Annotated in this window: 26 protein-coding genes; 7 read left to right on the top strand and 19 right to left on the bottom strand. The window is 70.8% G+C overall.

Annotated features, from left to right (window positions below; translation table 11 throughout):
* Window positions 1–498, top strand: coding sequence for a nuclear transport factor 2 family protein (locus tag EAS64_RS26785; RefSeq protein ID WP_145857383.1), 498 nt, complete (start codon window positions 1–3; stop codon window positions 496–498).
* 15 nt (window positions 499–513) lie between these two features.
* Here EAS64_RS26785 and EAS64_RS26780 read toward each other — a convergent pair whose 3' ends face one another.
* Genes EAS64_RS26780 through EAS64_RS26760 form a run of 5 tightly spaced genes read right to left on the bottom strand, consistent with a single transcriptional unit; the run spans window position 514 to window position 3,990 of the window.
* Window positions 514–1,173 carry a Rossmann-fold NAD(P)-binding domain-containing protein gene (locus EAS64_RS26780; protein WP_145857381.1) on the bottom strand — a complete coding sequence of 220 codons (660 nt, stop codon included), beginning with the start codon at window positions 1,171–1,173 and terminating at the stop codon, window positions 514–516.
* 20 nt (window positions 1,174–1,193) lie between these two features.
* Complete coding sequence (locus EAS64_RS26775; RefSeq protein WP_187366203.1) at window positions 1,194–1,646, bottom strand: VOC family protein; 453 nt, start codon at window positions 1,644–1,646, stop codon at window positions 1,194–1,196.
* A complete protein-coding gene (locus EAS64_RS26770) occupies window positions 1,643–2,851 on the bottom strand; it encodes a cytochrome P450 (protein WP_145857377.1) in 1,209 nt (402 codons plus the stop codon). Before EAS64_RS26770 ends, EAS64_RS26775 begins: the two co-directional genes overlap by 4 nt.
* A gap of 41 nt (window positions 2,852–2,892) precedes the next feature.
* Window positions 2,893–3,081, bottom strand: a complete 189-nt coding sequence (locus EAS64_RS26765; protein WP_145857375.1) for a ferredoxin — start codon at window positions 3,079–3,081, stop codon at window positions 2,893–2,895.
* Window positions 3,082–3,126: 45 nt separating this feature from the next.
* Window positions 3,127–3,990, bottom strand: coding sequence for a mycofactocin-coupled SDR family oxidoreductase (locus EAS64_RS26760; RefSeq protein ID WP_145857373.1), 864 nt, complete (start codon window positions 3,988–3,990; stop codon window positions 3,127–3,129).
* A 319-nt stretch (window positions 3,991–4,309) separates the two neighbouring features.
* Between EAS64_RS26760 and EAS64_RS26755 the strand changes: the two genes are divergently transcribed.
* The 5 genes from EAS64_RS26755 to EAS64_RS26735 are packed head-to-tail and all read left to right on the top strand — an operon-like array spanning window position 4,310 to window position 11,101.
* Window positions 4,310–5,629 carry an ABC transporter substrate-binding protein gene (locus EAS64_RS26755; protein WP_145857371.1) on the top strand — a complete coding sequence of 440 codons (1,320 nt, stop codon included), beginning with the start codon at window positions 4,310–4,312 and terminating at the stop codon, window positions 5,627–5,629.
* A 35-nt stretch (window positions 5,630–5,664) separates the two neighbouring features.
* Window positions 5,665–8,613, top strand: coding sequence for a branched-chain amino acid ABC transporter permease/ATP-binding protein (locus EAS64_RS26750; RefSeq protein WP_145857369.1), 2,949 nt, complete (start codon window positions 5,665–5,667; stop codon window positions 8,611–8,613).
* Window positions 8,614–8,671: 58 nt separating this feature from the next.
* Window positions 8,672–9,388: an ABC transporter ATP-binding protein gene (locus EAS64_RS26745; RefSeq protein WP_145857368.1), complete on the top strand. Its 717-nt coding sequence runs from the start codon at window positions 8,672–8,674 to the stop codon at window positions 9,386–9,388.
* 11 nt (window positions 9,389–9,399) lie between these two features.
* Complete coding sequence (locus EAS64_RS26740; RefSeq protein WP_145857366.1) at window positions 9,400–10,245, top strand: mycofactocin-coupled SDR family oxidoreductase; 846 nt, start codon at window positions 9,400–9,402, stop codon at window positions 10,243–10,245.
* 25 nt (window positions 10,246–10,270) lie between these two features.
* The gene (locus EAS64_RS26735; RefSeq protein ID WP_187366202.1) at window positions 10,271–11,101 is read left to right on the top strand and encodes a sugar phosphate isomerase/epimerase family protein; all 831 of its coding nucleotides are present in this window, start codon (window positions 10,271–10,273) and stop codon (window positions 11,099–11,101) included.
* Here the strand turns inward: EAS64_RS26735 and EAS64_RS26730 are convergent.
* The 10 genes from EAS64_RS26730 to EAS64_RS26685 form a co-directional block, all read right to left on the bottom strand.
* On the bottom strand, window positions 11,098–11,808 hold the full coding sequence (locus tag EAS64_RS26730; RefSeq protein WP_145857362.1) for an NADPH-dependent F420 reductase: 711 nt from the start codon (window positions 11,806–11,808) through the stop codon (window positions 11,098–11,100). The genes EAS64_RS26735 and EAS64_RS26730 overlap by 4 nt on opposite strands.
* Window positions 11,809–11,906: 98 nt before the next feature.
* On the bottom strand, window positions 11,907–12,362 hold the full coding sequence (locus EAS64_RS26725; protein ID WP_145857360.1) for a nuclear transport factor 2 family protein: 456 nt from the start codon (window positions 12,360–12,362) through the stop codon (window positions 11,907–11,909).
* The gene (locus EAS64_RS26720) at window positions 12,359–13,183 is read right to left on the bottom strand and encodes an SDR family NAD(P)-dependent oxidoreductase (RefSeq protein WP_145857359.1); all 825 of its coding nucleotides are present in this window, start codon (window positions 13,181–13,183) and stop codon (window positions 12,359–12,361) included. Before EAS64_RS26720 ends, EAS64_RS26725 begins: the two co-directional genes overlap by 4 nt.
* A 26-nt stretch (window positions 13,184–13,209) precedes the next feature.
* Complete coding sequence (locus EAS64_RS26715) at window positions 13,210–14,331, bottom strand: zinc-dependent alcohol dehydrogenase (RefSeq protein WP_145857357.1); 1,122 nt, start codon at window positions 14,329–14,331, stop codon at window positions 13,210–13,212.
* Window positions 14,328–15,491 (bottom strand): sulfotransferase family protein, encoded by a 1,164-nt coding sequence (locus tag EAS64_RS26710; protein WP_187366201.1) that lies wholly within the window; start codon window positions 15,489–15,491, stop codon window positions 14,328–14,330. Before EAS64_RS26710 ends, EAS64_RS26715 begins: the two co-directional genes overlap by 4 nt.
* Window positions 15,488–16,417: an NAD-dependent epimerase/dehydratase family protein gene (locus EAS64_RS26705; RefSeq protein ID WP_145857352.1), complete on the bottom strand. Its 930-nt coding sequence runs from the start codon at window positions 16,415–16,417 to the stop codon at window positions 15,488–15,490. The genes EAS64_RS26710 and EAS64_RS26705 overlap by 4 nt, the downstream gene beginning before the upstream one ends.
* On the bottom strand, window positions 16,411–17,208 hold the full coding sequence (locus tag EAS64_RS26700) for a 3'(2'),5'-bisphosphate nucleotidase CysQ (RefSeq protein WP_246115872.1): 798 nt from the start codon (window positions 17,206–17,208) through the stop codon (window positions 16,411–16,413). The genes EAS64_RS26705 and EAS64_RS26700 overlap by 7 nt, the downstream gene beginning before the upstream one ends.
* On the bottom strand, window positions 17,205–19,100 hold the full coding sequence (gene cysN, locus EAS64_RS26695; RefSeq protein ID WP_145857350.1) for a sulfate adenylyltransferase subunit CysN: 1,896 nt from the start codon (window positions 19,098–19,100) through the stop codon (window positions 17,205–17,207). Before cysN ends, EAS64_RS26700 begins: the two co-directional genes overlap by 4 nt.
* The gene (cysD, locus tag EAS64_RS26690) at window positions 19,100–19,996 is read right to left on the bottom strand and encodes a sulfate adenylyltransferase subunit CysD (RefSeq protein ID WP_145857349.1); all 897 of its coding nucleotides are present in this window, start codon (window positions 19,994–19,996) and stop codon (window positions 19,100–19,102) included. The genes cysN and cysD overlap by 1 nt, the downstream gene beginning before the upstream one ends.
* Window positions 19,996–21,060 carry a DUF7064 domain-containing protein gene (locus EAS64_RS26685; RefSeq protein WP_145857347.1) on the bottom strand — a complete coding sequence of 355 codons (1,065 nt, stop codon included), beginning with the start codon at window positions 21,058–21,060 and terminating at the stop codon, window positions 19,996–19,998. The genes cysD and EAS64_RS26685 overlap by 1 nt, the downstream gene beginning before the upstream one ends.
* Window positions 21,061–21,157: 97 nt before the next feature.
* Here EAS64_RS26685 and EAS64_RS26680 point away from each other — a divergent pair, with 97 nt between their 5' ends.
* On the top strand, window positions 21,158–21,892 hold the full coding sequence (locus EAS64_RS26680; RefSeq protein ID WP_145857345.1) for a TetR/AcrR family transcriptional regulator: 735 nt from the start codon (window positions 21,158–21,160) through the stop codon (window positions 21,890–21,892).
* Here EAS64_RS26680 and EAS64_RS26675 read toward each other — a convergent pair.
* The 4 genes from EAS64_RS26675 to EAS64_RS26660 form a co-directional block, all read right to left on the bottom strand.
* Entirely contained in the window at window positions 21,795–22,562 is a 768-nt protein-coding gene (locus EAS64_RS26675; RefSeq protein WP_187366200.1) for an SDR family NAD(P)-dependent oxidoreductase, read from the bottom strand. The two genes, EAS64_RS26680 and EAS64_RS26675, sit on opposite strands and share 98 nt — an antisense overlap.
* A 214-nt stretch (window positions 22,563–22,776) precedes the next feature.
* The gene (locus EAS64_RS26670; RefSeq protein ID WP_145857341.1) at window positions 22,777–23,544 is read right to left on the bottom strand and encodes an SDR family NAD(P)-dependent oxidoreductase; all 768 of its coding nucleotides are present in this window, start codon (window positions 23,542–23,544) and stop codon (window positions 22,777–22,779) included.
* A 19-nt stretch (window positions 23,545–23,563) separates the two neighbouring features.
* Entirely contained in the window at window positions 23,564–24,712 is a 1,149-nt protein-coding gene (locus tag EAS64_RS26665; protein ID WP_145857339.1) for a thiolase family protein, read from the bottom strand.
* 25 nt (window positions 24,713–24,737) lie between these two features.
* Window positions 24,738–25,496 (bottom strand): SDR family NAD(P)-dependent oxidoreductase, encoded by a 759-nt coding sequence (locus EAS64_RS26660; protein ID WP_222849630.1) that lies wholly within the window; start codon window positions 25,494–25,496, stop codon window positions 24,738–24,740.
* Window positions 25,497–25,546 lie beyond the last annotated feature (50 nt).

The following is a 25,546-nucleotide window of genomic DNA, read 5'->3' as shown; positions in this document are numbered from 1 at the left end:
ATGGAGATCGGCGAGGTGTGCGACCGGGCGGAGATCAGGCAGCTGATGGACCGCTACGCGGTCGCCTGCGACACCGGCGACTGGGACGCCTTCCGCCAGCTGTTCACCGCCGACTGCGTGCTCGACTACACCGAGTTCGGCGGCGGCCGCGGCGACCTGGAGAGCACCGTCGCCTGGCTCAGCTCCGGCCTGTCCCGCTACGCGGGCCTGCACCACAACATGACCACCCACCACTGCGAGCTGAACGGGCGGACAGCCCGGGCGGTCACCTACTTCATCGCCTACCACACGACGGTCGACGCCGACGGCGGCGAGGCGATGATGGTGCTCGGCGGCTTCTACAAGGACCAGCTGGTGAAGCAGGCCGACGGCTGGCGGATCAGCGAGCGGGCCGACCTCGCGACCTGGATCGGGACGCCGCTGCCGCCGCGGCTGAGCCCGCCGCCCGCCTGGTACGGCACGATGAACCACCACCGGGCGACGCTGCCCGGTGAGTGAGGCCGCGGCTCGCCGTCAGCGGGCGTTTGGGTATTCCCCCGAACGGATGCGCGGTTCCCAGTAACGCACGACTTGCTCCAGTCCGTCGCGCCAGCCGACCGCGGCGGGGCCGGTGATGCTGGCGCGGAGGACCGCGCTCGGCGCGCCACCCGGGCGGGCCCGGTCGTCGTCGTAGACGAACACCGGGTCGATGCCGACGAGCGAGCCGAGGTAGCCGATCCACTCCTCGCCCTTCAGCGCCTCGTCTCCCGACCAGTTGACGGTGGTGACGGGTACCGACGCCGCCGCCAGCGAGGGCGCGATGAAGGCCCGCAGATCGTCCTGGTGGACGAGTGCCTTGACCCAGTCGTGGGACCCGGGCAGCACGATCGGCACGCCGGCACCTCGGCGTTGGCGCGCATCCCGTCGTCGAAGTCCTTCGGGTAGACGGCGGCCGCGGTGTGCACCACGTAGTCGAAGTCGGCAGGCAGCCCGCCGTAGTCGTCGGCGGCCAGGTCGACGACGTACGGGCGCACCCCCGCGTGCCCGCCAGCTTGCCAGTGCCTCGTCGGTCGCCTCGACCGCGACCCCGGTGACCTCGTTGTCGGCCGCCAGGTACTCGGCGAAGGCACCGCCGAGCCGCCCGGTGAAGCCGGTGACCAGGATCCGCTGGCCGGTCAGCTTGTCAGGTGCCATCGGCGGCCTCCTCGGGCTCGTCAGCCGGCGTCGGCGGCGCCGCGCAGCCGCTCGAAGGTGGCGGTCACCATCGCCGACTGGAGGTACTCGATGCGGATGCCGTGCAGCGCCTCCGGGCGGGTGAAGATCACCCGGGCCTCGCCGCCCTCGCCGCCGTCCACCACGGTGTCGGCCTTGCCGCCGAAGGCGGCGCAGGTGCCTGGCACATCCGGGTCGGCGAAGGCGATGTGGTGCAGCCCCTCGCCCTGCTCGGGGCCCCAGATGCCGAGGCTGGTGTCGGCCATCTGGACGAGCTCGATGAACGGCGGGCCCGCCAGCGAGTAGCGGAAGCGCATCGGCTCGCCGGTGACCAGCGGAGCGCTGCGCACCGGCTCGAACCGCAGCCCGAGGAGCTTGCCGAAGTCGACGGCGGCCTGCTCGATGTCGCGGACCAGCACTCCGACGTGGAAGAAGGGAGCGTAACCGGCGTTCACCCGGCCCGCACCGCCCACGCCAGCGGCAGCGTGTTCACGCCCGAGCTGCGGCCGAACTCGGTGATCGGCTCGCCCTCGCCGAGCCCATAGTCCGGGATGAGCCGGTGCCACTCCTCCAGCGCGACCCGCAGTTCCCTGCGGGCCAGGTGCGAGCCGAGGCAGCGGTGCGGTCCGGCCCCGAACGCCAGGTGGTTGCTTGTGCCCCGGTCGAAGTCGACCGTGCTCGCGTGGTCGTAGAAGCTGTCGTCGCGGCCGGACATCTTCAGCGCCAGCTGCACCATCGAGCCGGCCGCGACCGGGCAGCCGGCGATCTCGGTGTCCCTGGTGGCCTTGCGCCCGGTGACGATGAACGAGAATGCGCGCATCATCTCCTCCATCGCGGCCGGGATGGTCTGCGGCTGGTCGACGATCCGCCGCCGGTCGGCCGGATGCGTCGCCAGGTGGTGGAAGAAGTAGCCGAGCATGCCCGCCACCGAGTCGAGACCCGCCTGGATCAGGAACTGCCACCAGTTCAGCAGCTCGTCGTCGGTGACCGGCCGGCCGTCGATCCGCATGTCGAGCGACTTGGTGATCAGGTCGTCGGCGGGCCGAGCCCGCCGCTGCGCGATCTTCTCGGCCAGGTACTGCTTGACCGCGCCGATCGCGGCGACCTTGCGCCGTACGACGTCGTCGGGGTCGCCGATCGCGTGGTTGATGTCTTCCTCGAGCGCCATCAGGAAGGGCAGGTCATCCTCGGGCAGCCCGACGATCTCGAGGACGACCGCGGTCGGGAACTTCAGCGCGAAGTCGGTCATCAGGTCGCACGAGCCGCGCCCGGCCAGTTCCTCGATGAGCCCGCGGGCGCGGGCCCGCACCCGGGTGTCGACCCTCTCGATCTCGCGTGGTGAGAAGTAGGGGCCGAGCTGGCGGCGCCACTGCCGGTGCTCCTCGCCGCCGATCATCGCCGGGATCCACTTGTAGCTGGGATCGGGCTCGTAGGCGACCAGGGCCTCGGAAGAGAACGTCTCCGGGTCCTGCAGCACGGCGAGGATGTCCTCGTGCCGGGTGGGGATGAAGTAGCCGCGGCCGAACTCGTTCTTGACGACGGGCGCCTCGTGTCGCAGCTGGTCGTAGAACGCGGTCCACTCGCCGAGCGGCTTCAGCTCGTAGGGGGTGTAGTCGTGTACCGGGCAGGAGGGAGCGGGTTCGGGCTTGGCGCTGGTCACTGGCCACTCCTTTGCTGGTCAGCGGAGGCTGACGGCCTTTGTCAGTGGAGGCTGATGGCCCGCTCGGGGCACTCGTTGACCGCCTGGCGCGCCTTGTCCTCGGCGCCCGGCGGGATGTCGATGTCCGCGCGCAGCGCGTACCCGCTGTCGTCGAGCTGGAAGAGTTCGCTGTCGACGGCGTAGCAACGGGCATGCCCGCAGCACTTGTCCAAGTCGATGCTGACCTTCACCGCGTGCTCCGTCCGGTCGGCTGGTTCAGGGATTGGCCGGTGCTTTCAGGGATTAGGGAGCGCCGGCGTGTGCGTCAGCGCGCAGCCGCCGTCGACCCGCAGCTGCTGGCCGGTGACGTAGCGGGCTTCGTCGGATGCGAAGAACAGCACCGCCTCGCTGATGTCCCGCGGCTCAAGCCAGGAGATGGGCAGCGGGAACATCGCCGCCGACGCGGGCTCGAAGTCCTCGGGCGTGACGTCGTCCAGCTCCGGCCGGAACACCTTGTACATCGCCGCGTTGTGCAGCATGTCGGTGTTCACGTTGCCCGGGTGGACGGCGTTGACCCTGATCGACTCGGGCGCGAGAGCCAGCGCCAGGTCGTGCACGAACCGGGCTATTTCCCGCTTCGACAGCGAGTAGCCGGCCCCACCGGGACCCTGCTGCCTGATGTCGGTCGCACCGCGGAACATGGCGGCGACCGAGCCGGTCGCGATGATCGAGGCGCCGGCCCGCAGATGCGGGTAGGCGGCGGTGACGACGTTGACCACGCCCTGGAAATTAACGTTCACAGTGTCGAGGAAGGCGCTGCCCGACAGCGCGGGCCCAAGCGCGGTGATGCCCGCGTTGGCCACGACGATGTCCAGGCGGCCCAGCTCGGCGACCCCGCCGTCGACGGCCTCGCGCACCTGCGCGGGCTCGCGCACGTCGGCCTGGTAGGTCACGCAGCGGCGGTCTTCCTTCTCGACAAGGTGCTGCGTTTCCGCCAGATCGGCCGGGCTGGCCAGCGGGTACTGGACGCTCTCGATGTCCGCGCAGATGTCCAGCGCGATGATGTCCGCCCCGGCCCTCGCCAGCGTCACCGCGTGGCTGCGGCCCTGTCCGCGCGCCGCGCCGGTGACGACCGCGACCTTGCCATCGAGCTTGCCCATGTGCGCTCCAGGGGACTCAAGGAGTCAAGTAGACGCCCAAGTGAAATCAGTCAACCAATATAACTGACCGTTAGGACGGAGGCTAGGCCACGGGAGCCGATCCGTCAACGCCTCGATACTTAAGCCGCGTAGCCTAAATGGACATTCCAGTCATACCCGGCATGAGGCACGTCGGCAACTCCTGCTGCCAGAACAAATAAGCCGTCTGTTTTATTGACATCAGGAAGGCGGCCGTTCTATACCTCAGTTAAATCATCTGCCTACTTGGCGGTGGCAGCGAGCAATCGTGCCGCCTGTCCTGCCAGCGAGGATGGGACTGATGTCAGCGAAAAATGGCAGCGACGCCGGGCGGGCTTCCCGCCGCGTTCCGCTGGTTCCCCTTACCGTGTTGGCCGCCCTGACACTCGCGGGCGCGGCCGCCTGCAGCAGCAGTTCAAGCACCGCCAGCGCCGGCGGCGGTTCGAGCAGCACCGCGACGTCCGCCGCCAGCGGCTCGGCAAGCGCGAGCTCGACCGGCAGCGCGTCGGCCGCCCTGGCGCCGTTCCTCCAGGGCAAGAAGGCGACCGGCACCCCGGTCAAGATCGGCCTGATCAACAACGAGGGCAGCTCGGCGGTCGCCGAGCCCGCGACCGGCGACGCGGCCGTGGCCGCGGCCGACTACGCCAACGACGAACTCGGCGGGATCGCCGGGCACTCGATCCAGGTCGACCGGTGCAGCGAGAGCGAGGACACCGCCTCCGCCACCGCCTGCGCCAACAAGATGGTCCAGGACAACGTGGCCGCGGTCGTCATCGGCACCACCGGCTTCGGCAACACCATGGTCCCGATCATCACCAAGGCGGGCATCCCGTACGTGTCGGCCACCGGTTCCAGTTCAGCCGAGCTGACCACGGCGGGCACGTTCATGTGGACCGGCGGGTTCCCCGCCGACCTCGGGGGCATGGCCAAGTACGCAGCCTCGCAAGGCATCAAGAAGGTCACCGCGTACGTGATCAACGCCCCGTCGGCGCTCGAAGGGGCGCAATCGGTCGGCGGGCCGCTGTTCAAGGCGGCCGGCGTCGCCCTCACCATTGAGCCGGTTCCGTACGGCGTCGCCGACGCCACGCCTCAGGTGACCGCCGGCCTGGCAGGAAAGCCGGGTGCGGCCGCGATCGTGGCGGACGCGTCCACCTGCACCTCGATACTCAAGGCGCTGACCACGGTCTCCCCTGGCCTGCCGACGATGGGCAACACCTCCTGCCTGAACACCTCGACCCTGACGGCGCTGGGCAGCGCGATGAACGGCGTGCGGATAATGGGCCGCTCCGCCACGCAGTCCGATGACGGGGAGGCGCAGCTCTACCGCTACGTGATGGCCAAGTACTACCCGGCCGACAGCCCGAGCGGGGACGCGGTCACCGGCTACCAGGGGATGCTCGGCCTGATCCGCGCCCTGTCCACGCTGACCGGCGACCCGACGCCCGCCACGATCACCACCGCCATCAAGGCGGCGAAGGACGTGCCCGTGCCGGCCGGCGCGGGGCTCACCTTCACCTGCGACGGAAAGGCGATGGCGGGCCTGACGTCAAACTGCAGCGGGGGCGACGTGGTGCTGACGGTCCAGGACGGCAAGGCAACCAACCCGCAGGTCATCAAGTAGGCCCTGGCCTGACGTAGAAAGGCGGCCGTGCCGGCATGAGCACTACCGTTCTGTTCCTGATCCTCGGTCTTGGCTCCGGTGCCGTCTACGCCTCCCTGGCGCTCGGCCTGGTGGTCACCTACCGAAGCTCCGGTGTGGTTAACCTCGCGTCCGGCGCGGTCGCCCTCTACATCGCCTACACCTACGCCTACCTGCGGATGGGGCAGCTGGTCGACCCGATACCAGGTCTCAGCCCCACCGCTGACCTCGGCACCGGCCCGCTCGGCTTCTGGCCCGCCCTGCTGATCTCGCTGGCCGTCGGCGCCGTGCTTGGCGGGCTGCTCTACGTGCTGATCTTCCGTCCGCTGCGCGCGGCGCCCGCCGCGGCGAAGGCGGTCGCCTCGGTCGGGGTCATGATCGTGCTGCAGGCGCTGCTCGCCACGCGGCTCGGCTCGGCCGCCGTCACCGTCGCGCCCATCTTCCCTGCGCACGTCTACCAGATCCTCGGCAGCCGGGTACCCGGTGACCGGCTGTGGTCGGCGGCGATCATCGTCGCGGTGTCGGTCGCTCTGGGACTGTGGTTCCGGCTCACCCGCTTCGGCCTGGCCACCAGGGCCGCGGCCGAGTCGGAGAAGGGCGCCTTCGTCACCGGCCTCTCGCCGCAGCGCATCGCGCTGGTGAACTGGGCGCTGAGCACCGCCATCGTGGGCATCGGCGGTGTCCTGATCTCCCCCATCGTCCCGCTCACCCCCGCTTCCTATTCCCTGTTCATCGTGCCGGCGCTGGCGGCGGCCCTGGTCGGGAACTTCTCCAAGATCGGCGTGACGGTCGCCGCCGCCCTGGCCATCGGAATGCTCGAATCCGAGGCCACCTACCTGCAGACCAAGAGCTGGCTGACCTCCGCGGGACTGCCCGATCTCGTTCCGCTGCTCGTCATCCTGGTATTTCTCGTCCTGCGCGGACGGGAACTGCCGGCCCGCGGCGCGATCATCGCCAAGACGCTGGGCCAGGCGCCGCGACCGCGCGGCTACCTGGTGCCCGGCGTGGTGATCGTCGTGCTCGGGCTCGTCTCGCTGACCGCTACCCACGGAGCCGACCGGGCGGCCGTCATCACTACCCTCGTCATGGCCGTCATCGCACTCTCCCAGGTGGTCGTCACCGGGTTCACCGGCCAGATCTCCTTCGCGCAGCTGACGCTCGCGGGCGTGGGCGCCTTCTCCCTGACACGCATTCAGCACCAGCTGCACGTGCCGTTCCCGTTCGCGCCGCTGCTCGCGGCGGTCATCGCCATGATCATCGGCGTGGTGGTCGGCCTGCCCGCGCTGCGCATCCGGGGGCTGCCCGTCGCGGTCACCACCCTGGCGCTGGCGGTGGCGCTGCAGGACTTGTGGTTCAACAACCCGGACTTGAACGGCGGCTACGCCGGCGCCCCGGTCGCCGACGCGCGGATCTTCGGGCTTGACCTGGGCGTGGGCGCGGGCCGCGGCTACCCGCAGCTCAGCTTCGGCATCCTGTGCCTCATCGTCCTGCTCCTGGCGGCGGGCGGCGTTGCGGTGGTGCGGCGGAGCAGGCTCGGGGCGGAGATGCTCGCGGTGCGGGCCAACGAGCGGTCGGCCGCGGCCGCCGGGGTGGCGGTCTCGCAGGTGAAGCTGATCGCATTCGCCATCGGCGGCTTCCTGGCCGGGCTGGGCGGCGCGATGCTGGCCTATCAGCAGACAAGCGCCGACTACAGCTCCTACACGGCCATGGGCAGCGTGACCTTCTTCGCCACCGTCTACATCGCAGGCATCACCTGCGTCTCCGGCGGGATCAACGCGGGGATCATCGCCGCCGGCGGCATCATCTACACCCTGATCAACAAGGGCGTTCCGCTCTGGATCTACGTCCTGCTTGTCGGTCTCCTGCTGGTCGGCATCGTGCAGCTGGTCCGGCCGAAGGCCGCTCGGGCCGCGCTGGCCGTGGTCGGGCTTGTCGCCATCGCGGCCGCGTTCCACCATGGCCCGGTGCAGCTTGGCGTGTACTACGCGGCCATCAACGGCGTCCTGCTCATCCTCACCATCATCCTGAACCCCGAGGGGATCGTCGGACCGGTGCACGCCCAGCTCGCGGCCCTGCGCGCGAGGCTGCAGGCGCGCCGCTCCCCGGCGCGGGCTCTCCAGCCAGTCGCGGCCGCCGTGCCGGCGCAGGCCGATAAGGCAGACGAGGCCGCACCGGCCGCGCGGGGGCGGCAACCGCACGACCCCGCAAGACCGCTGCTGACGGTGTCCGGTGTGAGCGTGCGCTACGGCGCCGTGGTCGCCAACGAGGACGTCAGCTTCGAGGTCTTCCCCGGCGAGATCGTCGGCCTGATCGGCCCGAACGGCGCGGGCAAGACCACCTTGATCGACGCGGTCAGCGGCTACGCGCGGGCCACCGGCTCGGTCGCGCTGCTCGGCCGCAAGCTGGACGGGCGCAAGCCGTTCCAGCGCAGCCGCGACGGGCTTGGCCGCACGTTCCAGGGCATCGAGCTATACGACGACCTCAGCGTCAGGGAGAACGTGGAAGTCGGCACGACGGCGGCGCGCTCGGCCGGCGTGGACAGGGCCCGCGCGGACAGGGAGCAGCCGTCGCTCGGCATCGACGCCTACTTCGAGATCCTCGGCCTGCAGGCGGTCGCCGACGATCCGGTCCGTGAGCTGTCGGTGGGCCAGCGCCAGCTCGTCTCCGTCGCCCGCGCGCTGGCCGGCCGCCCGACGGTCGTGCTGCTCGACGAGCCCGCGGCCGGTCTCGACGCCGCGGAGAGCCGCTGGCTCGGGGAGCGGCTGCGCGCGATCCGCGACGCGGGCACCACCATCGTCATGGTCGACCACGACATGGGCCTCGTCCTCGACGTGTGCGACCGCATCGTGGTGCTCGACCTCGGCCGGGTGGTCGCCGTCGGCACGCCGGCCGACATCGTCGGCAATGACGAGGTCAAGCGCGCCTACCTGGGCACGACGCACGCGGGAGTGGAGTCGGCGTCATGACACGCCGGGAGAACACGCGCCGCCTTCCTGGCGGACCTGACATCGCGGAGGTGGTCCAGTGAACGCCCTACTGACCTGCAGCGGGGTCGACGCGGGGTACGTGCCAGGCTGCCCCGTGCTGCGCGACGTGAACATCACCCTCGAGGCCGGCCAGGTGCTGGCGCTGCTCGGCCCGAACGGCGCGGGCAAGACGACCCTGATGCTCACCATCGCGGGGCTCCAGGCACCGCTGGCCGGGAGCATCGGGCTCGGCGGAGTCCCCGTGCGACCCGGCTCGCCCCGCGCCGCGGTCAAGGCGGGGCTGGTGCTCGTGCCCGACGACCGCTCGCTCTTCAAGGAGCTGACCGTCGCGGAGAACCTGCGGCTGGCGTCACGGCGCGGTTCCACCACGACCGAGACCATCTTCGAGTACTTCCCCGAGCTCAAGCGCAGGGTGAAGGTCACGGCGGGCAACCTCTCCGGCGGCGAGCAGCAGATGCTGGCCATCGGGCGGGCACTCATGCAGGACCCGAAGGTACTGCTGGTGGACGAGCTCAGCATGGGACTGGCCCCGGTCATCGTGGAGAAGCTGCTCCCGGTGATCCGCAAGGTGGCCGACGACACCGGGGCCGCCGTGGTGCTGGTAGAGCAGCACGTCATGCTCGCGCTGGAGATCGCCGATACCGCGATCGTGCTCGCCCACGGCGACGTCGCGCTGCACGGCGACGCGAAGGCACTCGCCGCCGACGAGACCCAGATCGAGCGCGCCTACCTCGGCCAGGCAACGCACTCCTAAGGAGTAGGCCAGTGACAGCACCCAATCCGCCTGCGCGCGTCCCGGCCGAGCCGCGGGCGCGGCGGTTCGAGGGCCAGGTGGCCTTCATCACCGGCGCCGCCCGCGGGCAGGGCCGGGCCGAGGCGGTCCGGCTGGCCGCCGAGGGAGCGGACATCGTCGCGGTGGACATCTGCGCCGACCTGGCGACGACCACCTACCCAGGCCCGACGCCAGACGACCTGGCGGAGACCGCGCGGCTGGTCGAGGAGCACGACCGGCGGGCGGTCACTGCCATCGCCGACGTGCGCGACTACGCGGCCCTCAGCACCGCCCTGCGCGACGGGGTGGCTGAACTCGGCCGGCTCGACGTGGTAGTGGCCAACGCCGGGATGACGACGGTCGGACGGGCATGGGAGATCCCGCTTGAGAACTGGGACGAGACGATCGGCGTCAACCTGACGGGCGCCTACTACACCGCCCGGGCCGCGATCCCGATCATGATCGAGCAGGGGACCGGCGGCGCCATCGTCTTCACCAGCTCGGTCGCCGGCCTGCGCGGCCTGCCGCTGATCGCCGACTACGTGGCGGCCAAGCACGGCGTCACCGGGCTGGCCAAGAGCCTCGCCAACGAGCTGGCGAAGTACCGGATCCGGGTGAACTCGGTCCACCCGTTCGGCGTCAACACCGGCCTCAAGCCGGGGATGCGGCAGCTCATCGAGGAAACGCCCGAGGTGATCCCGTTCTACCTGGGCTCGCTGCCGGACCAGGTCAGCGAGGCCGAGGACATCGCCGCCGCCGTGGCGTGGCTCGCGTCGAACGAAGCCAGGCACGTCACCGGCATCCAGCTCCCTGTCGACCTCGGCCGCACCAACCGCTAACCCGGCTGAAGGGGGATGAATGGGCATGCCGGCGCCGCGCCCGCTCATGCTCTGCCATTTCACCGCGGTCGAGGTAGAGCCGCCGGACTTCGTCGACCTGGCCGCGCGGGCCGGCTTCGCCGCCGTCAGCCTGATGATCCAGTTCCCGCGGGCGTACTCACCCGGCTTCCCGATGACCGGCGACACCCGGATGCGGCGGGAGACCAGGCGGCGGCTCGACGCGACCGGGGTGACCCTGTTCGACGCCGCCACCTGCCGGCTTGAGCCGGACACCGGCCTCGATGACTTCCGTGCGCTGGTCGAGACCGCCGCCTACCTGGGCGCGCGCGGGATCGACGTGAACGGCAACGATCCCGACCCGGCCCGGCTCGCTGACCAGTTCGCGGCGCTGTGCGCGCTGTGCGCGGAGCACGGCCTCGGGGTCGGTATCGAGTTCATGATGTCCACCCAGGTAAAGACGCTGGGCGACGCGCTGGCGCTGATCGAGCGGTCCGGGGCGGACAACGCCGCCGTCACGGTCGACGCGCTGCACCTGGCCCGGTCCGGCGGCTCGCCCGCCGACGTCGCCGCGCTTGACCCGGCGCAGATCTCCTACGTCCAGCTGTGCGACGGCCCGGCCGCACCGCCCGCCGGCGAGGCCTACGCCCGGGAGGCGTCGGGCGGACGACTGCTGCCGGGCGACGGCGACCTTCCGGTGCGTGAGCTGGTCGACGCGGTCGGCCCGGACGTCATGCTCGGCGTCGAGGCCCCGTCGCGGTGGCGCGCCGAGCAGGGTGTCCCAGCCGCTGCCTACGCCGCGCAGGCGATGGACGCGGTCCGGCGGCTGCTCGGCTCGCCCGGCGGCGGTGCGGGCTAGACGGGGACCGCGGCGTGGACGAGCTGCCTGACCTCGGCCGCCGGAACAGGAGTGCCCGGTGAGCTCATGAACCAGGCACCGCGCTCCTGCTGTGTCATGCCGTCCGGGGCCGGTGACATGTAGGGCTGAACGTAGACCGGGGTACCCGGCTGGCTGCGCCAGCTCTCGGCCAGCGGCCCGATGTCGACCGCATCGTAGCCGAGGGCGTCGAGCAGGGCCGTCACCCGGTCCCTGGCACGTGGATCGTCGGCGGCGACGGGCAGCGCGCTGCGGTCCGGGGCGCCGAACGGCCGGGCGAGCGTGCCCAGGTGGACGAAGTCGATGTTGTTGAACGCCTTCACCACGGATGCCCCAGGCAGCAGCCGCGCAAGCCGTTCGGACGACGTGACGGCGCCGCTGTCGAGTTCGGCGATGTGCCCGTCGCGGTCCGGGTAGTAGTTGCACGTGTCGATGACCGTCCGGCCCGCCAGCGCGGCAGGAAGCTGGCCGCAGGCATGGAGGGGGACGCTGACGACGATCAGGTCGCCTGCCTGGGCCGCCTCGGCCGCCGTGCCGGCCGAAGCCCGCTTGCCGAGCTCACCGACCAGCCCGGCGAGGGTCTCCGGCCCGCGGGAGTTGGCGACCACCACGTCAATCCCGGCGGCGACCGCAAGCCGCGCCACCGTGCCGCCGATGTTCCCCGCACCGATAAGCCCGAGCGTCGTCATCTGGCCAGCCCCTCTCGAACGCAGGATTGAATGTGTAACTGATATTCCTATTATGACCATCGCGAGGCCGGACGGCGGCCGACTCTGGGCAGCTCGGGTCAGCGGGACAGGGGATAGCCGAACATGACGGTCTCGCGGTCGGCGAGCCGCCACTCCCCCTCGTCGAGCGCCCAGGTGTCGTCGTAGGTGAGGTACCCGCGCAGAACCGGGGCGCCCGCCGCGTCCAATGCCAGGATCGACGCGTAGGACCGGCAGCGGATCCGCCCGCCGGCGGCCGGCTCCGCTAGCACGCTGCCGATCTGGTGGACCAGCGACCCGGGGTACCACGTCGCCGCGGTGCGCTCCCAGCCCGCCGTGATGCCGGCGATGATCTCGTCGCGCCCGCGCGACCGGGCTATCTCCCGGCGCCCGTCCGGGCCGCCCTGGTAGATCACCTGGGCGCTGTCGGCGGTGTAGAGGCACTTGAGTGCCTCGGCGTCCCTGGTGTCGACCGCCCACTTCTGCCGCGCGAGCTGGGCGTGCACCTGCTCCACCGGGGACATCGGGACCGTCATGAGGCGTCGACGCCTCCGTCGACGTGGATGGTGCTGCCGGTGATGAAGCCGGCCATGTCACTGGCGGCGAACACCGCCGCGCGGGCGATGTCGTCGGCCTGGGCGAGCCGGCCGAGCGCCATCTTGGCGATCGTGTCGTCGAGCAGCCGCTTGGCCTGCTCCGCGTCGGCCCCGCTGAACCGGGCGGGCGCGGCCCGGTAACCGGGGGTGTCGGTGGCGGCGGGCGCGATGGCGACCACCCGGATGCCGGCCGGGCCAAGTTCAAGAGCGAGACTCCGAACGAGTCCGAGTGTCCCATGTTTGGCCGCCACATACTGATAACGGCGGGCCCGGCCGTGATGGGCGCTGCCCGAGGTGACCAGGATAATGACGCCGCGGCGGCCGGCCGCGAGCATCCGCTTGGCCGCCTCGCGCGCGGTGTAGAAGGAGCCGTCCAGGTTGACTCCGATTCCCTGGCGCCACATCTCGTCAGAGTAATCCGCGATGCTGCCGCTCGAGCTCAGCCAGGCGGTGTTCACCCAGATGTCGACCGGGCCGAGCAGCTCGGTCACCGCGTCGCCGAGCGCATGCACCGACGCGGGCTCGGTCACGTCGACCGTCAGCGGCACCGCCCGCGCGCCGGGGACGCGCTGGCCGATCAGGTCGACCGTCTCCTTGGCCTTGTCCGCGACGATGTCGGCCACCGCCACGGCCGCCCCCGCCTCGGCCAGCCGCAGCGACGTCGCCTGGCCCATGCCGCTGCCGCCGCCGGTGACGACCGCGACCCGGCCGTCCAGTGACCACAGCCGGGACAGGGCCACGTCGGTGAAATCGGGAATCATGAGTTGTGTCCTCCTTGTCGCGGGTCTTAGGCCCGGCCTGGCTCGACCGACACGCCGATCGCGTCGGCGCCTGGCACGTCACCGGCGAGCGTGTGAATGGCCCGCTCTACCTGGTCAAGCCCGAAGGTATGGGTGTTCGCCTGGGTGATCAGGTCGCCGTCGCGTTCGATCAGCCGGCAGGCTCGCTCAAAGCTCGAGTAGTTGGCGGCCATCGCCCCGATGACCGTCACCCCCTTGTAGATCAGCTCGTCGGTCACCAGGCCGGGGATCGGCTCCCCGCGCTTGAGCCCGATCAGCACGATCCGGCCGTCCTTGCGGACGGCCTTGATCGCGTCGGTCACCGGCTGGGTGGCGACCGCGGATGCCTCAACGACCACGTCCGCCATGGCGCCGCCTGTCACGTGGCGGACCACGTCGACCACGTCCTCGGCGTCTACGTCAACCGCGACGTCCACGCCCCAGCGCTTGGCTACCTCAAGCTTGTGGGCGTCGCTTGACCGGCCGGTGATGATGACCTTGTCCGCCCCGGCCCGCATCATCGCCAGCGCCGTGGCCAGCCCGCGCTGTCCGGGCCCGAGGACGAGGCCGACCTCTCCCGCCTTGAAGGCGGGCAGGTCGCCGCCCCAGCGGATGCCCGACGCGATCGAGTTCGCCAGGGCGAGCGCGTCGAGCGGCGCGGCGGGCGAGACCTTGTGCAGCAGGGCGCCGCGGGGCACGTACACCAGTTCGGCGAAGCCGCCCCACAGCGAGGGCTCGCGGTCGGCCGAGATCAGCCCGTAGCGCAGCAGGTCCTCACCCGCGTCGCACAGCGAGTAGTGACCGGAGACGCAGAGCGAGCAGGCCCAGCACGGCACGATCGCCTCGGTCACTACCCGGTCGCCTGGCGCCACCCGCCAGCGCCTGGCGGCCCGCGGCCCGACCGCTTCGACTGTGCCGACGAAGACGTGGCCGAGGATCACCGGGTAAACGGTGCTCGACGGGCGGAGCTTGCCGAGGTACTGGGTGACGTCGCTGCCGCCAAGACCGCACACCTCCACCCGGATGAGGGCATCGTCCTCGCCGAGGCGGGGGACGGGAAAAGCCTGGATGCCAAGGGTTTCCGCGGCAGTGAGGACCGCGGCCCTGACGCTTGCGGCCTGATCGTTCATCGCAACCTGTCTCTTTCGATACCGAAGCGCTGCGTGTAGGCGGCGAAACGACGGCGGACACGCTCGGGCTCGAAGCCGAACTGCTCGGGGGTGTAGTCGTGCGCGCCGTGCTTGCCCTGCGGGTTCTCCTCTTGGAAGTCGCCGACCCGTCGGATGGTCTCGTCGTCGACGGGGAGGCCGAAGTGCTCGTAGATCCGGCTCACCGCGGCGACCGGATCGGTGATCAGGTCGTTGTATTGGACGTCGAGGAACCGGTCGTCGCCGACCCGGTCCCGCACCTCAAGGCCGCGGTGCAGCCCCATCTCCTCCAGGGCGGACCACTCGGCGCCGAACCGCCGCGGGTCGAACACCGGGCTGTTCATGGAGCGCAGGGTGCCGACGAAGCTCACGGCGGACGGGACAACCCGGGCCGGGTCGCGGTGCGTCCAGACGATGCGGGCGTCCGGGTACGCCTCGAGCAGGGCGTCAAGCCCGAACAGGTGCTTGGGCCACTTGAGTACCCACTCCCCCGGGTTCCGGAACTGCAGGTGCTGCAGGAACCGCTTGTGGTGCTCGTAGACGACGCGCTGGTCGGCGTCCAGGTACCACTCGTAGTAGCTCGGGATCCGCTGGTAGGCCAGGTAGGTCTGGTTGGCGAAGCTCCAGTCGATCAGGCCGAGGCACTGCTCGGGCCGCCGGGCGCCGTAGGGGTGGATGCTCTGCAGCCTGGCCGCGCCCGGCCGCTCGTCGATGGACCGCTGGACCTCGGCGATGCGCGGGTCGGTGGCGGCGGTGGCGGCCTCCGGGGGCGGCGATGGCAGCCGCATCTCCCATTCGGCAGGCGAGCGGGCACCGGGACGGGTGGCGAGCAGCGCCTGCAGGTGGGTCGACCCGGTGCGGGGCAGGCCGGTGATGACGATCGGGGCCCTGACTGCCTGGGCCGCGATCTCGGGGTAGCGTTTGCGGTCGTCCACCAGCCGCAGCCGCTTGACAAGCGCGGGCAGCACGAGGCTGGCCGCGATCTGCGCTACCCGCTCGGGCGGGTTGCCTGACTCGTGCTGAAGCGACCAGAGCAGGACGTCTATCCCCTCACGGAAGGGAAGGTCGCCGTAATCAGTCAGCCCAACCCGTTCGGACGCTTGATATAGAAGCTGCTCGGTATTCAGGGTCACGGTTGTCACGAGGTCGCCAGCCGGCCGGGGAAGCGCTCGGCGATGATCCGGCGGAAGCCGTCCTGCCACTTGACCGTGCACGGGCCGGTCAGGGATATCCGTTTGGCGGGGTCGAGGTTGCGGGGGTAGGCGATGACGTCGGTCATCGCGGTGAACGAGTAGGAGGTGCCGAGTTGTTCGGCCACCCACGGGACGTACTGTTCGACCGAGATCGCGTCGTCGCCGCCCCAGTTGGTGACCGTGCCGCCAACCGCGGCACCCGCGAAGAATGGTTCCAGGTGCTCGGCCATGTCGTCCTCGTGGATCGGGCAGCCGACCATCTCCCAGTCCGGGTGGACGGGGACCGGCTCGCCTTGTGCCACCCGGGTGATGATCCTGGTGGGCGCCCCGCCGAAGCTTGCCCGGCCGTACGACCAGTTCATCCGGGCGATCGTCAGCGGGACGCCGTGAATGCGGGACAGCGACCTGGCGACCGCCTCGCCGGCGAACTTGCTCGTGCCGTAGGCGAAGCGGGTGTTGATCCGGGTGCTGCCGCCGCAGCGGTCCGTCTCCTGGTACGGGTACCACGGGTCGGGGTGATCCCAGTAGACGCCACTGGTCGAGACGTAGATCCAGGCCTTGGCCCGGTTGAGGTGGTTGAGCAGGAGCCCGGTGCCCTCGGCGTTCTGCTTGATGCCGGTCTCGATGTCGGCAGGGAAGACGTCGGCCGCCGCGTGGAACACGTAGTCGAAGTCATTGGGCACGCCGGTGAAGTCGCCGCTGGTGTAGTCGCAGACGATCGGCGTGATGCCGAGCGCCTCGACCGCTTCCCTTGATCCGGGCCTGGAGTAACGGGCAAGGCCGTAGATCTCGTTGTGCGGCGCCAGCACGGCGGCGATCGAGCCGGCCAGCTGGCCGGTCAGGCCGGTCATGAGCAGACGTTTGTTCTTCAGCATGGGGGCAACCTCACGGCGTCCAAGGCCGGCCGCGCCCAGTCGGGGTGCGCGATCAGCAGGTCGGGAAGGTACGGGTCGGGGTTGTTGTAGGTGAGCGGTGCGCCGTCGAGCCGGGACGCGTGCAGGCCGTAGGCGAGGGCGACCGCCACCGGGGCGGCGCTGTCCCACTCGTACTGGCCTCCGCTGTGCGCGTAGATCTCGGCCGCGCCGCGGACGACCGCGAGGGCCTTGAAGCCGGCCGAGCCGAGCGGCACCGGCTCGGCGCCCAGAGCCTGCTGGACCTGGGCGGCCGCAGGTCCTGGGCGGGTCCGGCTGACCGCCAGCCGTGGCGGGCCGGTCAGCGGGCCGGCGGCGGCGGGCGGCTGGTCGTGGCTGGCTGCCCCGGCCGTCGACCAGACCTCGTGCAGCGCAGGCAGCGCGACCGCCCCGGCCACCGGGAAGCCGTCGATGACCAGGGCGACGTGCACCGCCCAGTCCGGCCGGTCCGGCTCGCCGAACTCGCGGGTGCCGTCAAGCGGGTCGATGATCCAGACTCGGCGCACGCCGAGCCGCTGTGCGGAGTCCTTGCCCTCCTCGGACAGCACCGCGTCGGCCGGACGGCGGGCGGCCAGTTCGGCGGCAAGCAGTTCGTGCGAGCGGCGGTCACCCTGCTTGCGCAGCACGTCCGGGTCGTCGATACCGCACGCGCGCAGCGCGCGCAGCAGTTCCGCGCTGTGGGCGGCCAGTTCCGCCGCGAGCTGATGGTCGGCGTCGCTGGCCAGCGCCCGCACCTCTGCCGGCAGTTCGGTCACGGGACGATGCCCTTCTCGCGCAGGTGGCTGACGATCTGCTCCACCGACTCCGGCACGTCGCTTGTCACCGTGTCGATGCGGACCTCGGGCGACGGGGGCGGCTCGTACGGCGAGTCGATCCCGGTGAAGTGCGGCAGGCTGCCCGCCCGGGCCTTGCGGTAGAGGCCCTTGCGGTCGCGGCCCTCGGCGACGTCGAGCGGCGTGTCCACGAATACCTCGACGAACTCGCCCGCGCCGACAAGCGCCCGGGCGGCGTCGCGTTCCGCGCGGAACGGCGAGATGAACGACACGAGCACCAGCAGGCCGGCGTCGGCCATCAGCCTGGCGACCTCGCCCACCCGCCGGATGTTCTCCACCCGGTCGGCGTCGGTGAAGCCGAGGTCGCGGTTGAGCCTGTGCCGCACGTTGTCGCCGTCGAGGGTCGCCGTGTGACAGCCGAGCGCGTGCAGCCGCCCCTCCAGGGCGTTGGCGATGGTGGACTTGCCCGCACCGGAGATCCCGGTGAACCAGACCACGCCTGGCCGGTGCCCCTTGATGGCGGCCCGCGCTTCCCTGGTGACGTCGAGCGCCTGCCAGTGGATGTTGTCCGAGCGGCGCAGCGCGAAGTCGATCATGCCGGCGCCGACGGTGACGTTGGTCAGCCGGTCGATGAGCACGAACCCGCCGGTGTCCCGGTTCACTGCGTAGGGATCGAACGGCAGCCGCCGGTCGGTGGCGATGTTGGCGACCGCGATGTCGTTGACGGACAGCGTGCTAGCTGGCGTCCGTTCCAGGGTGTTCACGTTGATGCCGTGCTTGATGTGGGTGACCGAGCAGGCGGCGGTCGAGCTGGCCAGCTTCATCAGGTAGGGGCGGCCGGGCAGCAGCGGCTCGGTGTGCATCCAGACGAGGTGGGCCTCGAACTGGTCGGCAACACCGGCAGGCTCGGCCGCCGCGACGATCAGGTCGCCCCGGCTGACGTCGATCTCCCGGTCAAGGGTGAGGGTGACCGACTGCCCGGTCTCGGCCACCGGCAGGTCGCCGTCGAAGGTGACGATCCGCAGCACCGTGGCAGTGGCGCCGGACGGCAGCACCCGCACCTCGTCGCCCGGGCGCACCGACCCGCCGGCGATGATCCCCGCGTAGCCGCGGAAGTCAAGGTCGGGCCGGGTGACCAGCTGCACGGGGAGGCGGAACGGGCCGCCGGCGGCATCCGAGCCGGCCTCCACCGATTCCAGGTAACTGAGCAGCGGCGGACCGTCGTACCAGGGCATGGCCGGGCCCGGCTCGACGACGTTGTCGCCGCGCAGGGCCGAGATCGGGATGGCCTCGATGCCGGTCAGCCCGAGGCCGACGGCGAACTCGCGGTAGTCGGCCGCGATGCGGTCGAACACGGCCTGGTCATAGCCGACCAGGTCCATCTTGTTGACCGCGAGGGCGACGCGCTTGATGCCGAGCATCGCGACGATGAAACTGTGCCTCCTGGTCTGGGTGAGCACCCCCTTGCGCGCGTCGACCAGGATGACCGCGACATCGGCGGTGGACGCGCCGGTGGCCATGTTGCGGGTGTACTGCTCGTGCCCTGGGGTGTCGGCGACGATGAACTTGCGCCGCTCGGTGGTGAAGAAGCGGTAGGCCACGTCGATGGTGATGCCCTGCTCGCGCTCGGCAGCCAGGCCGTCGACAAGCAGGGCGAAGTCCAGTGCTCCGCCCTGGGTGCCGACCCGCCGCGAGTCCGCTTCAAGCGCCGCCAGCTGGTCGTCGAAGATGAGCTTGGACTCGTAAAGCAGCCGGCCGATCAGCGTGCTCTTGCCGTCGTCCACGCTGCCGCACGTGATGAAGCGCAGCAGGGTCTTGCGGTCATCGGTTTCCAGGTAACGGCCGACGTCGGCCGCGGTGCCGGACGCGGTCATCAGAAGTAGCCTTCCTGCTTCTTCTTCTCCATGGACCCGGCGGAGTCATGGTCGATCACCCGGCCCTGCCGCTCAGAGGTGGTGGAGCGCAGCAGCTCGGCGATCACCTCGTCGAGGGTGTCCGCGGCGCCCTCCGCCGCGCCGGTCAGCGGGTAGCAGCCAAGGGTGCGGAAGCGCACCTTGCGCAGCTGCGCAACCTCACCGGCGCGCAGCGGCAGACGGTCGTCGTCCACCATGATCAGCGCGCCGTCCCGTTCGACCACGGGACGTTCCGCGGCCAGGTAGAGCGGTACCAGGGGAATCCGCTCGCGCCTGATGTAGTGCCAGACGTCCAGCTCGGTCCAGTTCGACAGCGGGAACGCGCGGATGCTCTCGCCGGGACGCTTGCGGCCGTTGTAGACGTGCCACAGCTCGGGACGCTGCGCCTTCGGGTCCCAGCGGTGCTGGGCGGAGCGGACGGAGAACACCCGCTCCTTGGCGCGGGACTTCTCCTCGTCGCGCCGCGCGCCGCCGAAGGCGAGGTCGAAGCCGTACTTGTCGAGGGCCTGCTTCAGCCCCTCGGTCTTCCACAGGTCGGTGTGCAGCGCCGAGCCGTGGGTGAACGGGTTGATGCCCCGCTCGACGCACTCCGGGTTCTGGTGCACGATCAGGTCGATGCCGTACCGCTGCGCCACGGTGTCGCGCATCGCGTACATGGCACGGAACTTCCAGGTCGTGTCCACGTGCAGCAGCGGGAACGGCGGCTTAGCCGGGTAGAAGGCCTTCATCGCCAGGTGCAGCAGGACCGAGCTGTCCTTGCCGATGGAGTACAGCATCACCGGGCGCTCGCTCTCGGCGGCCGCCTCGCGGAGGATATGGATGCTTTCCGCCTCCAGGCGCTCCAGTTGCGTCAGCATCAGCCGTTCCTTCCGTCACCGCGACGGTCGGCGCCGGGGATGGTGGTGACACCGGGAATGGTGCTGGCGCCGGGGATGGTGATGGCACTGCGCAGGGCCGAGCGCTCCAGGCCGCCGTAGCCGGTCTCGCCGTCCCACTGGTAGCGGGCGAACGCCGGCGAGATCACCGTCCCCGGCTCCTCGCCGACGTGGGCGCCGTACTTGCGGCCCTCGGGGGCTGGGGTGACGAACGTGCTCGCGATCGTTTCCGCGGTGATGACGGCCGTGTGCCGGCCGGCGTGCAGCTCGATCGTCAGCCGCTCGCCGCCGGGTACCGCTTCGCTCAGGTGCGGCCACGTGACGACATCGGCGTCATGCAGGACGCCATCGAGGTAGAGGAAGCCGCGGCCGCGCTCCGGGCGGCCGGCGGTCGCCCGGTAACGCAGCAGGCCGAAGCCGCGGCCGCTCGGGAAGCGCCCGCTGATGATGGCGTGCCCGGTGAAGCCGGGCATGTCGCGGCGGCGCCGTGAGTGGCTGCGGAAGCCCGACCCAGCGAACGGGTAGGCGGTGCCGCCCACCCTGACGATGCCGATCGCGTCGTAGAACTGGTGGTAGCGCAGCGACGGCGGCTGCTCGCCCCAATCCCCCTCGGTGTTCCATGGAGCGGCGGCCGATTCGGCCTCAAGATCGATGACGGCCTCGACCAGCTCGCTGCCCGAGCGCGGCCCGGCCACGATCTCGTCGCCCGCCAGCCCGTACATCGGGGCGGCATAGCGGCCGCGCCAGCGGCGGAACGGCTCACGGCACTCGATTTCCAGCCGGTCGCCGGCGGCGGTGGCGCCGTGGCTGTTGCGCCCAGCTCCGTTCTGGGCGAGCACGCTGCCGTCGGGCAGGAGGATGAAGACGCTCTCGCGTCGCAGCAGCACGTCGTCCTTCTCGGCCGCCAGGTACAGGTAGTGGCCGACCTTGGCGTCAGGGTCGTACCCGTAGAGCCAGTAGGCCTCGTGATGATCGGGCGGCTCCTTGAAGCCGACCTGCGGAACATCGATCTCGGGCGGCCACGGTCCGGTGAACTCAAGCGGCATGCCCGCAGTCTAAAAACACAGGTGTGCGAAGGTCAATACATCTGTACTATTTCCAATACAACTGTTTCGGAAGCCGTACTCTAGAGTTGAGCTCGCAATGACAAACCCAAGCCTTGCCTCAGGTCCGGCCGACCTCGCTCCGCGGGCGAGGATCCGCGACGCCGCGCTGCGCCTGTACGCGGAGCACGGCACGCAGGCCACCTCCATCCGCATGGTGGCCGATGAAGCCGGCATGTCCGCGGGCGCCGTGATGCACCACTTCAAGTCCAAGGACGAGCTGGCCGAGGCGGTGCAGCACGCGGTGGTGGCCAAGATCCGCGAGGTGGTCAGCGGCGTCGGGCTCGACCAGCCGCCGCCGGTCGCCGCCCGCGCCCGCAGGCAGGCGTTCGACCAGCTCATCACCGATAGCCCGGTCATCGCCGGGTACATCAGGCGGGCCACCATGGAGGGCGGGCCGGCCGGCGTGGCGCTGTTCACCGAGGCGTTCGAGCTGGTGCGCAGCGAGATGCAGGCCCTGGTCGACGCGAAGATCGCCCGCCCGCTGCCCGATCCCGAGGTGGGCCTTGTGCTGTACCGGGCGATCAACCTGGCGCACATCGTCTTCGGCCCGCTCGTCGAGCAGATGCTCGGCCTGTCGCTGTCGGACCCGGTCGTCCTCGAGCGGTTCCGCGATGCCGCCGTGGACCTGCTGACCCGCCCGCTGTTCAACGAGGCGCCCGCCGCGCCCTTATCCCTTATGCGCGGCCGGAGTCAGCGGCCAGCCCCTGGCGGCCGCCGGCCACGATCGCCGCGAACCGCCGCTCGACCTCGGGGATGCGGTCGGCGTGGGTGAACGCGAGCGGCCGGCGGTGCGCGACCGCGTCGAACGCGATCCTGGCCGCCTCGTCCGGGGTGATCGCGTCGGGATAGTCCTCGCGGCTCATGCCGGTGGCGACCTTGCCCGGCAGCAGCAGGGTCACTGCGACGGCGGCGCCGGCGTCGGCCAGTTCGTGGTTGAGCGACTCGCACAGCCCGAGCAGCGCGTGCTTGGCCGCGACGTAGGGGCTGATGCCGGGCCGGGCGGTGACCGAGGCCATCGACCCGGTGACGAGCAGCGAGGCGGGCAGGCCAGCCTCGATCAGCCGTGGCAAGAACGCGCGGGCCAGGTGCACCGTGGCCATGAAGTTCACGTCCATCACCCGTGCCCAGTCGGCCGCGGTCAGCTCCCAGGCGCGGCCGGTCACCACGATCCCCGCGTTGGAGCAGACCAGCTGGACCGGGCCGAGCGCGAAGGCGGTCCCGGCGAGGCGGTCGATGTCGGCCGGCTGGGACACGTCGGCCAGGACTGTCGTCACCGCCGCGCCCGAATCGCGCAGCCGGCCCGCGGCAGCGTCCAGCGCGTCGGCGCGGACGTCGGACAGCACGACGTGCAGCCCTCGCCCGGCCGCGGCGGCGGCGAGCGCGTAGCCGATCCCGCTGGCACCGCCGGTTACCACCGCGACCCGTCCCGGCTCGATGCGCACCGGCAGCTCCCTCTTTCCTGAGCGGCTATTGCCGCAGCGACGCGGCCAGCGGGAACAGCTTCTCCTGCGCGATAAGCGCATTGAAGTGCTCCGCGATCCAGTCGATACGGCCGTCCCTGACCCGGATGCCGAACACGTACGTGTTGCCGTACTCCTCGCCGTTGATCAGTGTCGCCTGCGAATGCGCCTCGATGACGACACGGTCGTATGGATGTCAGCGCGGAGGCATCCGGATGGCGCCGTCGAGGCGGATGGTCTCCCCGTTGACGTACCGGTTCTCCAGCAGGCTGAGCGCGAGGTGGGCGTAGTCGTCCGGGTCGCCGAGCCGCCTCGGGTGCGGCACCGCGGCGGCCAGGCCGTCCCTGATGTCCTGCCTGAGGCGGGCGAGCATGGGCGTGTCGAAGGTACCGGGGGCGATCGTGTTCACCCGGATCTGCCTGCTCGCGAGGTCGCGCGCGGCGACCAGGGTGATGCCGTGCACGGCCGCCTTGGTGGCGGTGTACGAGGTCTGGCCGATCTGGCCGTCGAAAGCCGCGACCGACGCGGTGAGCACGATGGCGCCGCGCTCACCGTCCACCGGCTCCGTGCGCGCGATGCGCGCCGCGCCCAGCCGCAGGATGTTGTAGGTGCCGACCAGGTTGACCCGGACGACCTCGGCGAAGGTCTCGAGCGAGCCGGGGTTGCCCTCCTTGTCGAGAATCCGTACCCGGTCACCGCCGCGGCCCGCGCAGTGCACCACCGCCCGCAGCGGGCCGTGCGCGCTCTCGAAAGCGTCGAGCGCGTCGTTCACCGCGGCCTCATCGGTGATGTCGGTCTTGGCGTAGACCACGCCCGCACCAAGGCTGGCCAGGTCCTCGTCGGACGGCGGGTTGAGGTCGGCGATGCCGACCCGGGCGCCGGCCGCGAGCAGGCGGCGCACGGTCGCCAGGCCGAGCCCGGACGAGCCGCCGGTGACCAGGGCGGAGACGGAATCGAGTTGCACGGCTTCTCCTTCGCGGGTGTTAGTCGGTGAGCAGTTCGATGACGGTGGCGTTGGCCATGCCGCCGGCCTCGCACATCGTCTGCAGGCCGTAGCGGATCCCGTTGTCGCGCATGTGGTGCACCATGCGCGTCATCAAGATGGCGCCTGACGCGCCGAGCGGGTGGCCGACGGCGATGGCGCCGCCGAGCGGGTTGAGCCGGGCGTGATCGGCGCCGGTTTCCGCCTCCCAGGCCAGCGGTACGCTCGCGAACGCCTCGTTGACCTCGAAGACGCCGATGTCGTCGATCGTCAGGCCGGCCCGCTTGAGCACCTTCGCGGTGGCCGGGATCGGGGCGGTCAGCATCGTCACCGGGTCATCGCCGGTGACCGCGCCGGAGTGGAACCGCGCCAGCGGCCGCAGGCCGAGTTCGGCCGCCCGCTCGCTGGTGGTGATCAGCAGGGCGGCGCAGCCGTCGGAGATCTGCGAGCTGTTGCCCGCGTGGATGACGCCGTCGTCAAGGAAGGCGGGCTTGAGCGACGCCAGCTTCTCCAGCGAGGAGTCACGCCTGATGCCCTCGTCCGTGGTGAGCTCGCCGTCCGGGCCGCTGACCGGGGTGATCTGCCCGGCGAAGGCGCCGGCGTCGGTCGCGGCCGCCGCCTTGCGATGCGACTCGAGCGCGAACTCGTCCAGCTGGGTCCGGGAGAAGCCCCAGCGCCTGGCGATGTCCTCCGCGCCGAGGCCCTGGCTGAAGCTGTCGCGCTGGTAGCGCTCCTTGACCAGGGGACCGAACGGCTCCCCCATTGCCCGGGCGGAGCCAAGCGGGACCCGGCTCATCGACTCCACGCCGCCGGCCACCACGATGTCGTAGTGGCCGGCTATCACGCTGGCCGCGGCGAAGTGCACCGCCTGCTGGCTCGACCCGCAGGCGCGGTCGAGGGTGACGCCGGGAATCGCCTCGGGCCAGCCGGCCGCCAGCACCGCCAGCCGTCCGACGTTGGTCGACTGCTCGGCGATCTGGGTGACGCAGCCCCAGACGATGTCCTCGATAAGCTCCGTGTCAAGCTGGTTCCTGGCGGCCAGCGCGGTCAGCACGGACGCCGACAGGTCGACCGGGTGCATCTCCCTGAGGGTCCCCTTGCGGCGGCCGATGGGCGCGCGCACCGCGTCTACGATTACGGCATCTCGCACGAGCTGTTCCTTCCGTGTTCTCTAGCTAAACCGACAGCGCGAAGCCGCCGGTGACGCGCAGCGTCTCCCCGGTGACGAACGACGACGCGGGCGAGACGAGGTAGAGCAGCGCGTCGACGATGTCCCGCTCCTCACCCTCGCGCGACAGTATCTGCTGGCTCATGACGCGGGCCGCCTCATCCTTTGGCAGCTCCGCCCGGATGGTGTCGGTGAAGATCAGGCCGGGCGCGATCGCGTTCACCCGGATGCCGTCGGCCGCGAACTCACGCGCCAGCTGAGCGGTGGCGCCGCGGACGGCGAGCTTGGACACCCCGTAGGCGGCCCGGTTGCCGTAGGCGGCCGAGGATGAGATGTTGACGACGGCGGCGCCGGGCCGGCCGCTCATCGCGGGCCTGGCGGCCAGCGAGCAGATGTAGACCCCCATGACGTTCACGTCGAACAGCCGCCGCAGGCCGGCGATGCCGATCTCCGCCGAGGGCTTGTTGTAGGCGGCCGAGTGCAGCCCGGCGTTGTTGACGAGGATGTCGATGCCGCCGTGTTCCTCGGCGACCTCGCCGAACACCGCGGCCACAACGGCCTCGTCGGCCACGTCGCAGGCCGCCGCGGACGCGCTGCCGCCCTTGGCGACGATCTCGGTCGCGGCCGACGCGGCGGCGTGTCCGTCGATGTCGGCCAGCACCACGTGGGCGCCGCGGGCGGCCAGGGCCGTGCCGAATGCCTTGCCGAAGCCACGGCCGCCGCCGGTGATCACCGCCACCTTGCCGTGGTGGATCTCGTCGCTCACCCGCACCTCCTCTCTTCAGTATCAAGCCGCTCCGAGTCCGCGGTGGTAAC

The organism is Trebonia kvetii, assembly GCF_007827045.1.
Classification (GTDB): domain Bacteria; phylum Actinomycetota; class Actinomycetes; order Streptosporangiales; family Streptosporangiaceae; genus Trebonia; species Trebonia kvetii.
This window is presented reverse-complemented; position numbering and strand designations above follow the sequence as displayed.

Excerpts from the sequence above, each read along its gene's own strand:
- EAS64_RS26785 (WP_145857383.1), top strand. The coding sequence starts at position 1 with ATGGAGATCGGCGAGGTGTGCGACCGGGCGGAGATCAGGCAGCTGATG.
- EAS64_RS26725 (WP_145857360.1), bottom strand. The coding sequence starts at position 12,362 with ATGACGGTCCCGATGTCCCCGGTGGAGCAGGTGCACGCCCAGCTCGCG.
- EAS64_RS26680 (WP_145857345.1), top strand. The coding sequence starts at position 21,158 with ATGACAAACCCAAGCCTTGCCTCAGGTCCGGCCGACCTCGCTCCGCGG.
- EAS64_RS26755 (WP_145857371.1), top strand. The coding sequence starts at position 4,310 with ATGTCAGCGAAAAATGGCAGCGACGCCGGGCGGGCTTCCCGCCGCGTT.
- EAS64_RS26760 (WP_145857373.1), bottom strand. The coding sequence starts at position 3,990 with ATGGGCAAGCTCGATGGCAAGGTCGCGGTCGTCACCGGCGCGGCGCGC.
- EAS64_RS26735 (WP_187366202.1), top strand. The coding sequence starts at position 10,271 with ATGCCGGCGCCGCGCCCGCTCATGCTCTGCCATTTCACCGCGGTCGAG.
- EAS64_RS26715 (WP_145857357.1), bottom strand. The coding sequence starts at position 14,331 with ATGAACGATCAGGCCGCAAGCGTCAGGGCCGCGGTCCTCACTGCCGCG.
- EAS64_RS26705 (WP_145857352.1), bottom strand. The coding sequence starts at position 16,417 with ATGCTGAAGAACAAACGTCTGCTCATGACCGGCCTGACCGGCCAGCTG.
- EAS64_RS26685 (WP_145857347.1), bottom strand. The coding sequence starts at position 21,060 with ATGCCGCTTGAGTTCACCGGACCGTGGCCGCCCGAGATCGATGTTCCG.
- EAS64_RS26730 (WP_145857362.1), bottom strand. The coding sequence starts at position 11,808 with ATGACGACGCTCGGGCTTATCGGTGCGGGGAACATCGGCGGCACGGTG.
- EAS64_RS26750 (WP_145857369.1), top strand. The coding sequence starts at position 5,665 with ATGAGCACTACCGTTCTGTTCCTGATCCTCGGTCTTGGCTCCGGTGCC.
- EAS64_RS26720 (WP_145857359.1), bottom strand. The coding sequence starts at position 13,183 with ATGATTCCCGATTTCACCGACGTGGCCCTGTCCCGGCTGTGGTCACTG.
- cysD (WP_145857349.1), bottom strand. The coding sequence starts at position 19,996 with ATGCTGACGCAACTGGAGCGCCTGGAGGCGGAAAGCATCCATATCCTC.
- cysN (WP_145857350.1), bottom strand. The coding sequence starts at position 19,100 with ATGACCGCGTCCGGCACCGCGGCCGACGTCGGCCGTTACCTGGAAACC.
- EAS64_RS26780 (WP_145857381.1), bottom strand. The coding sequence starts at position 1,173 with ATGGCACCTGACAAGCTGACCGGCCAGCGGATCCTGGTCACCGGCTTC.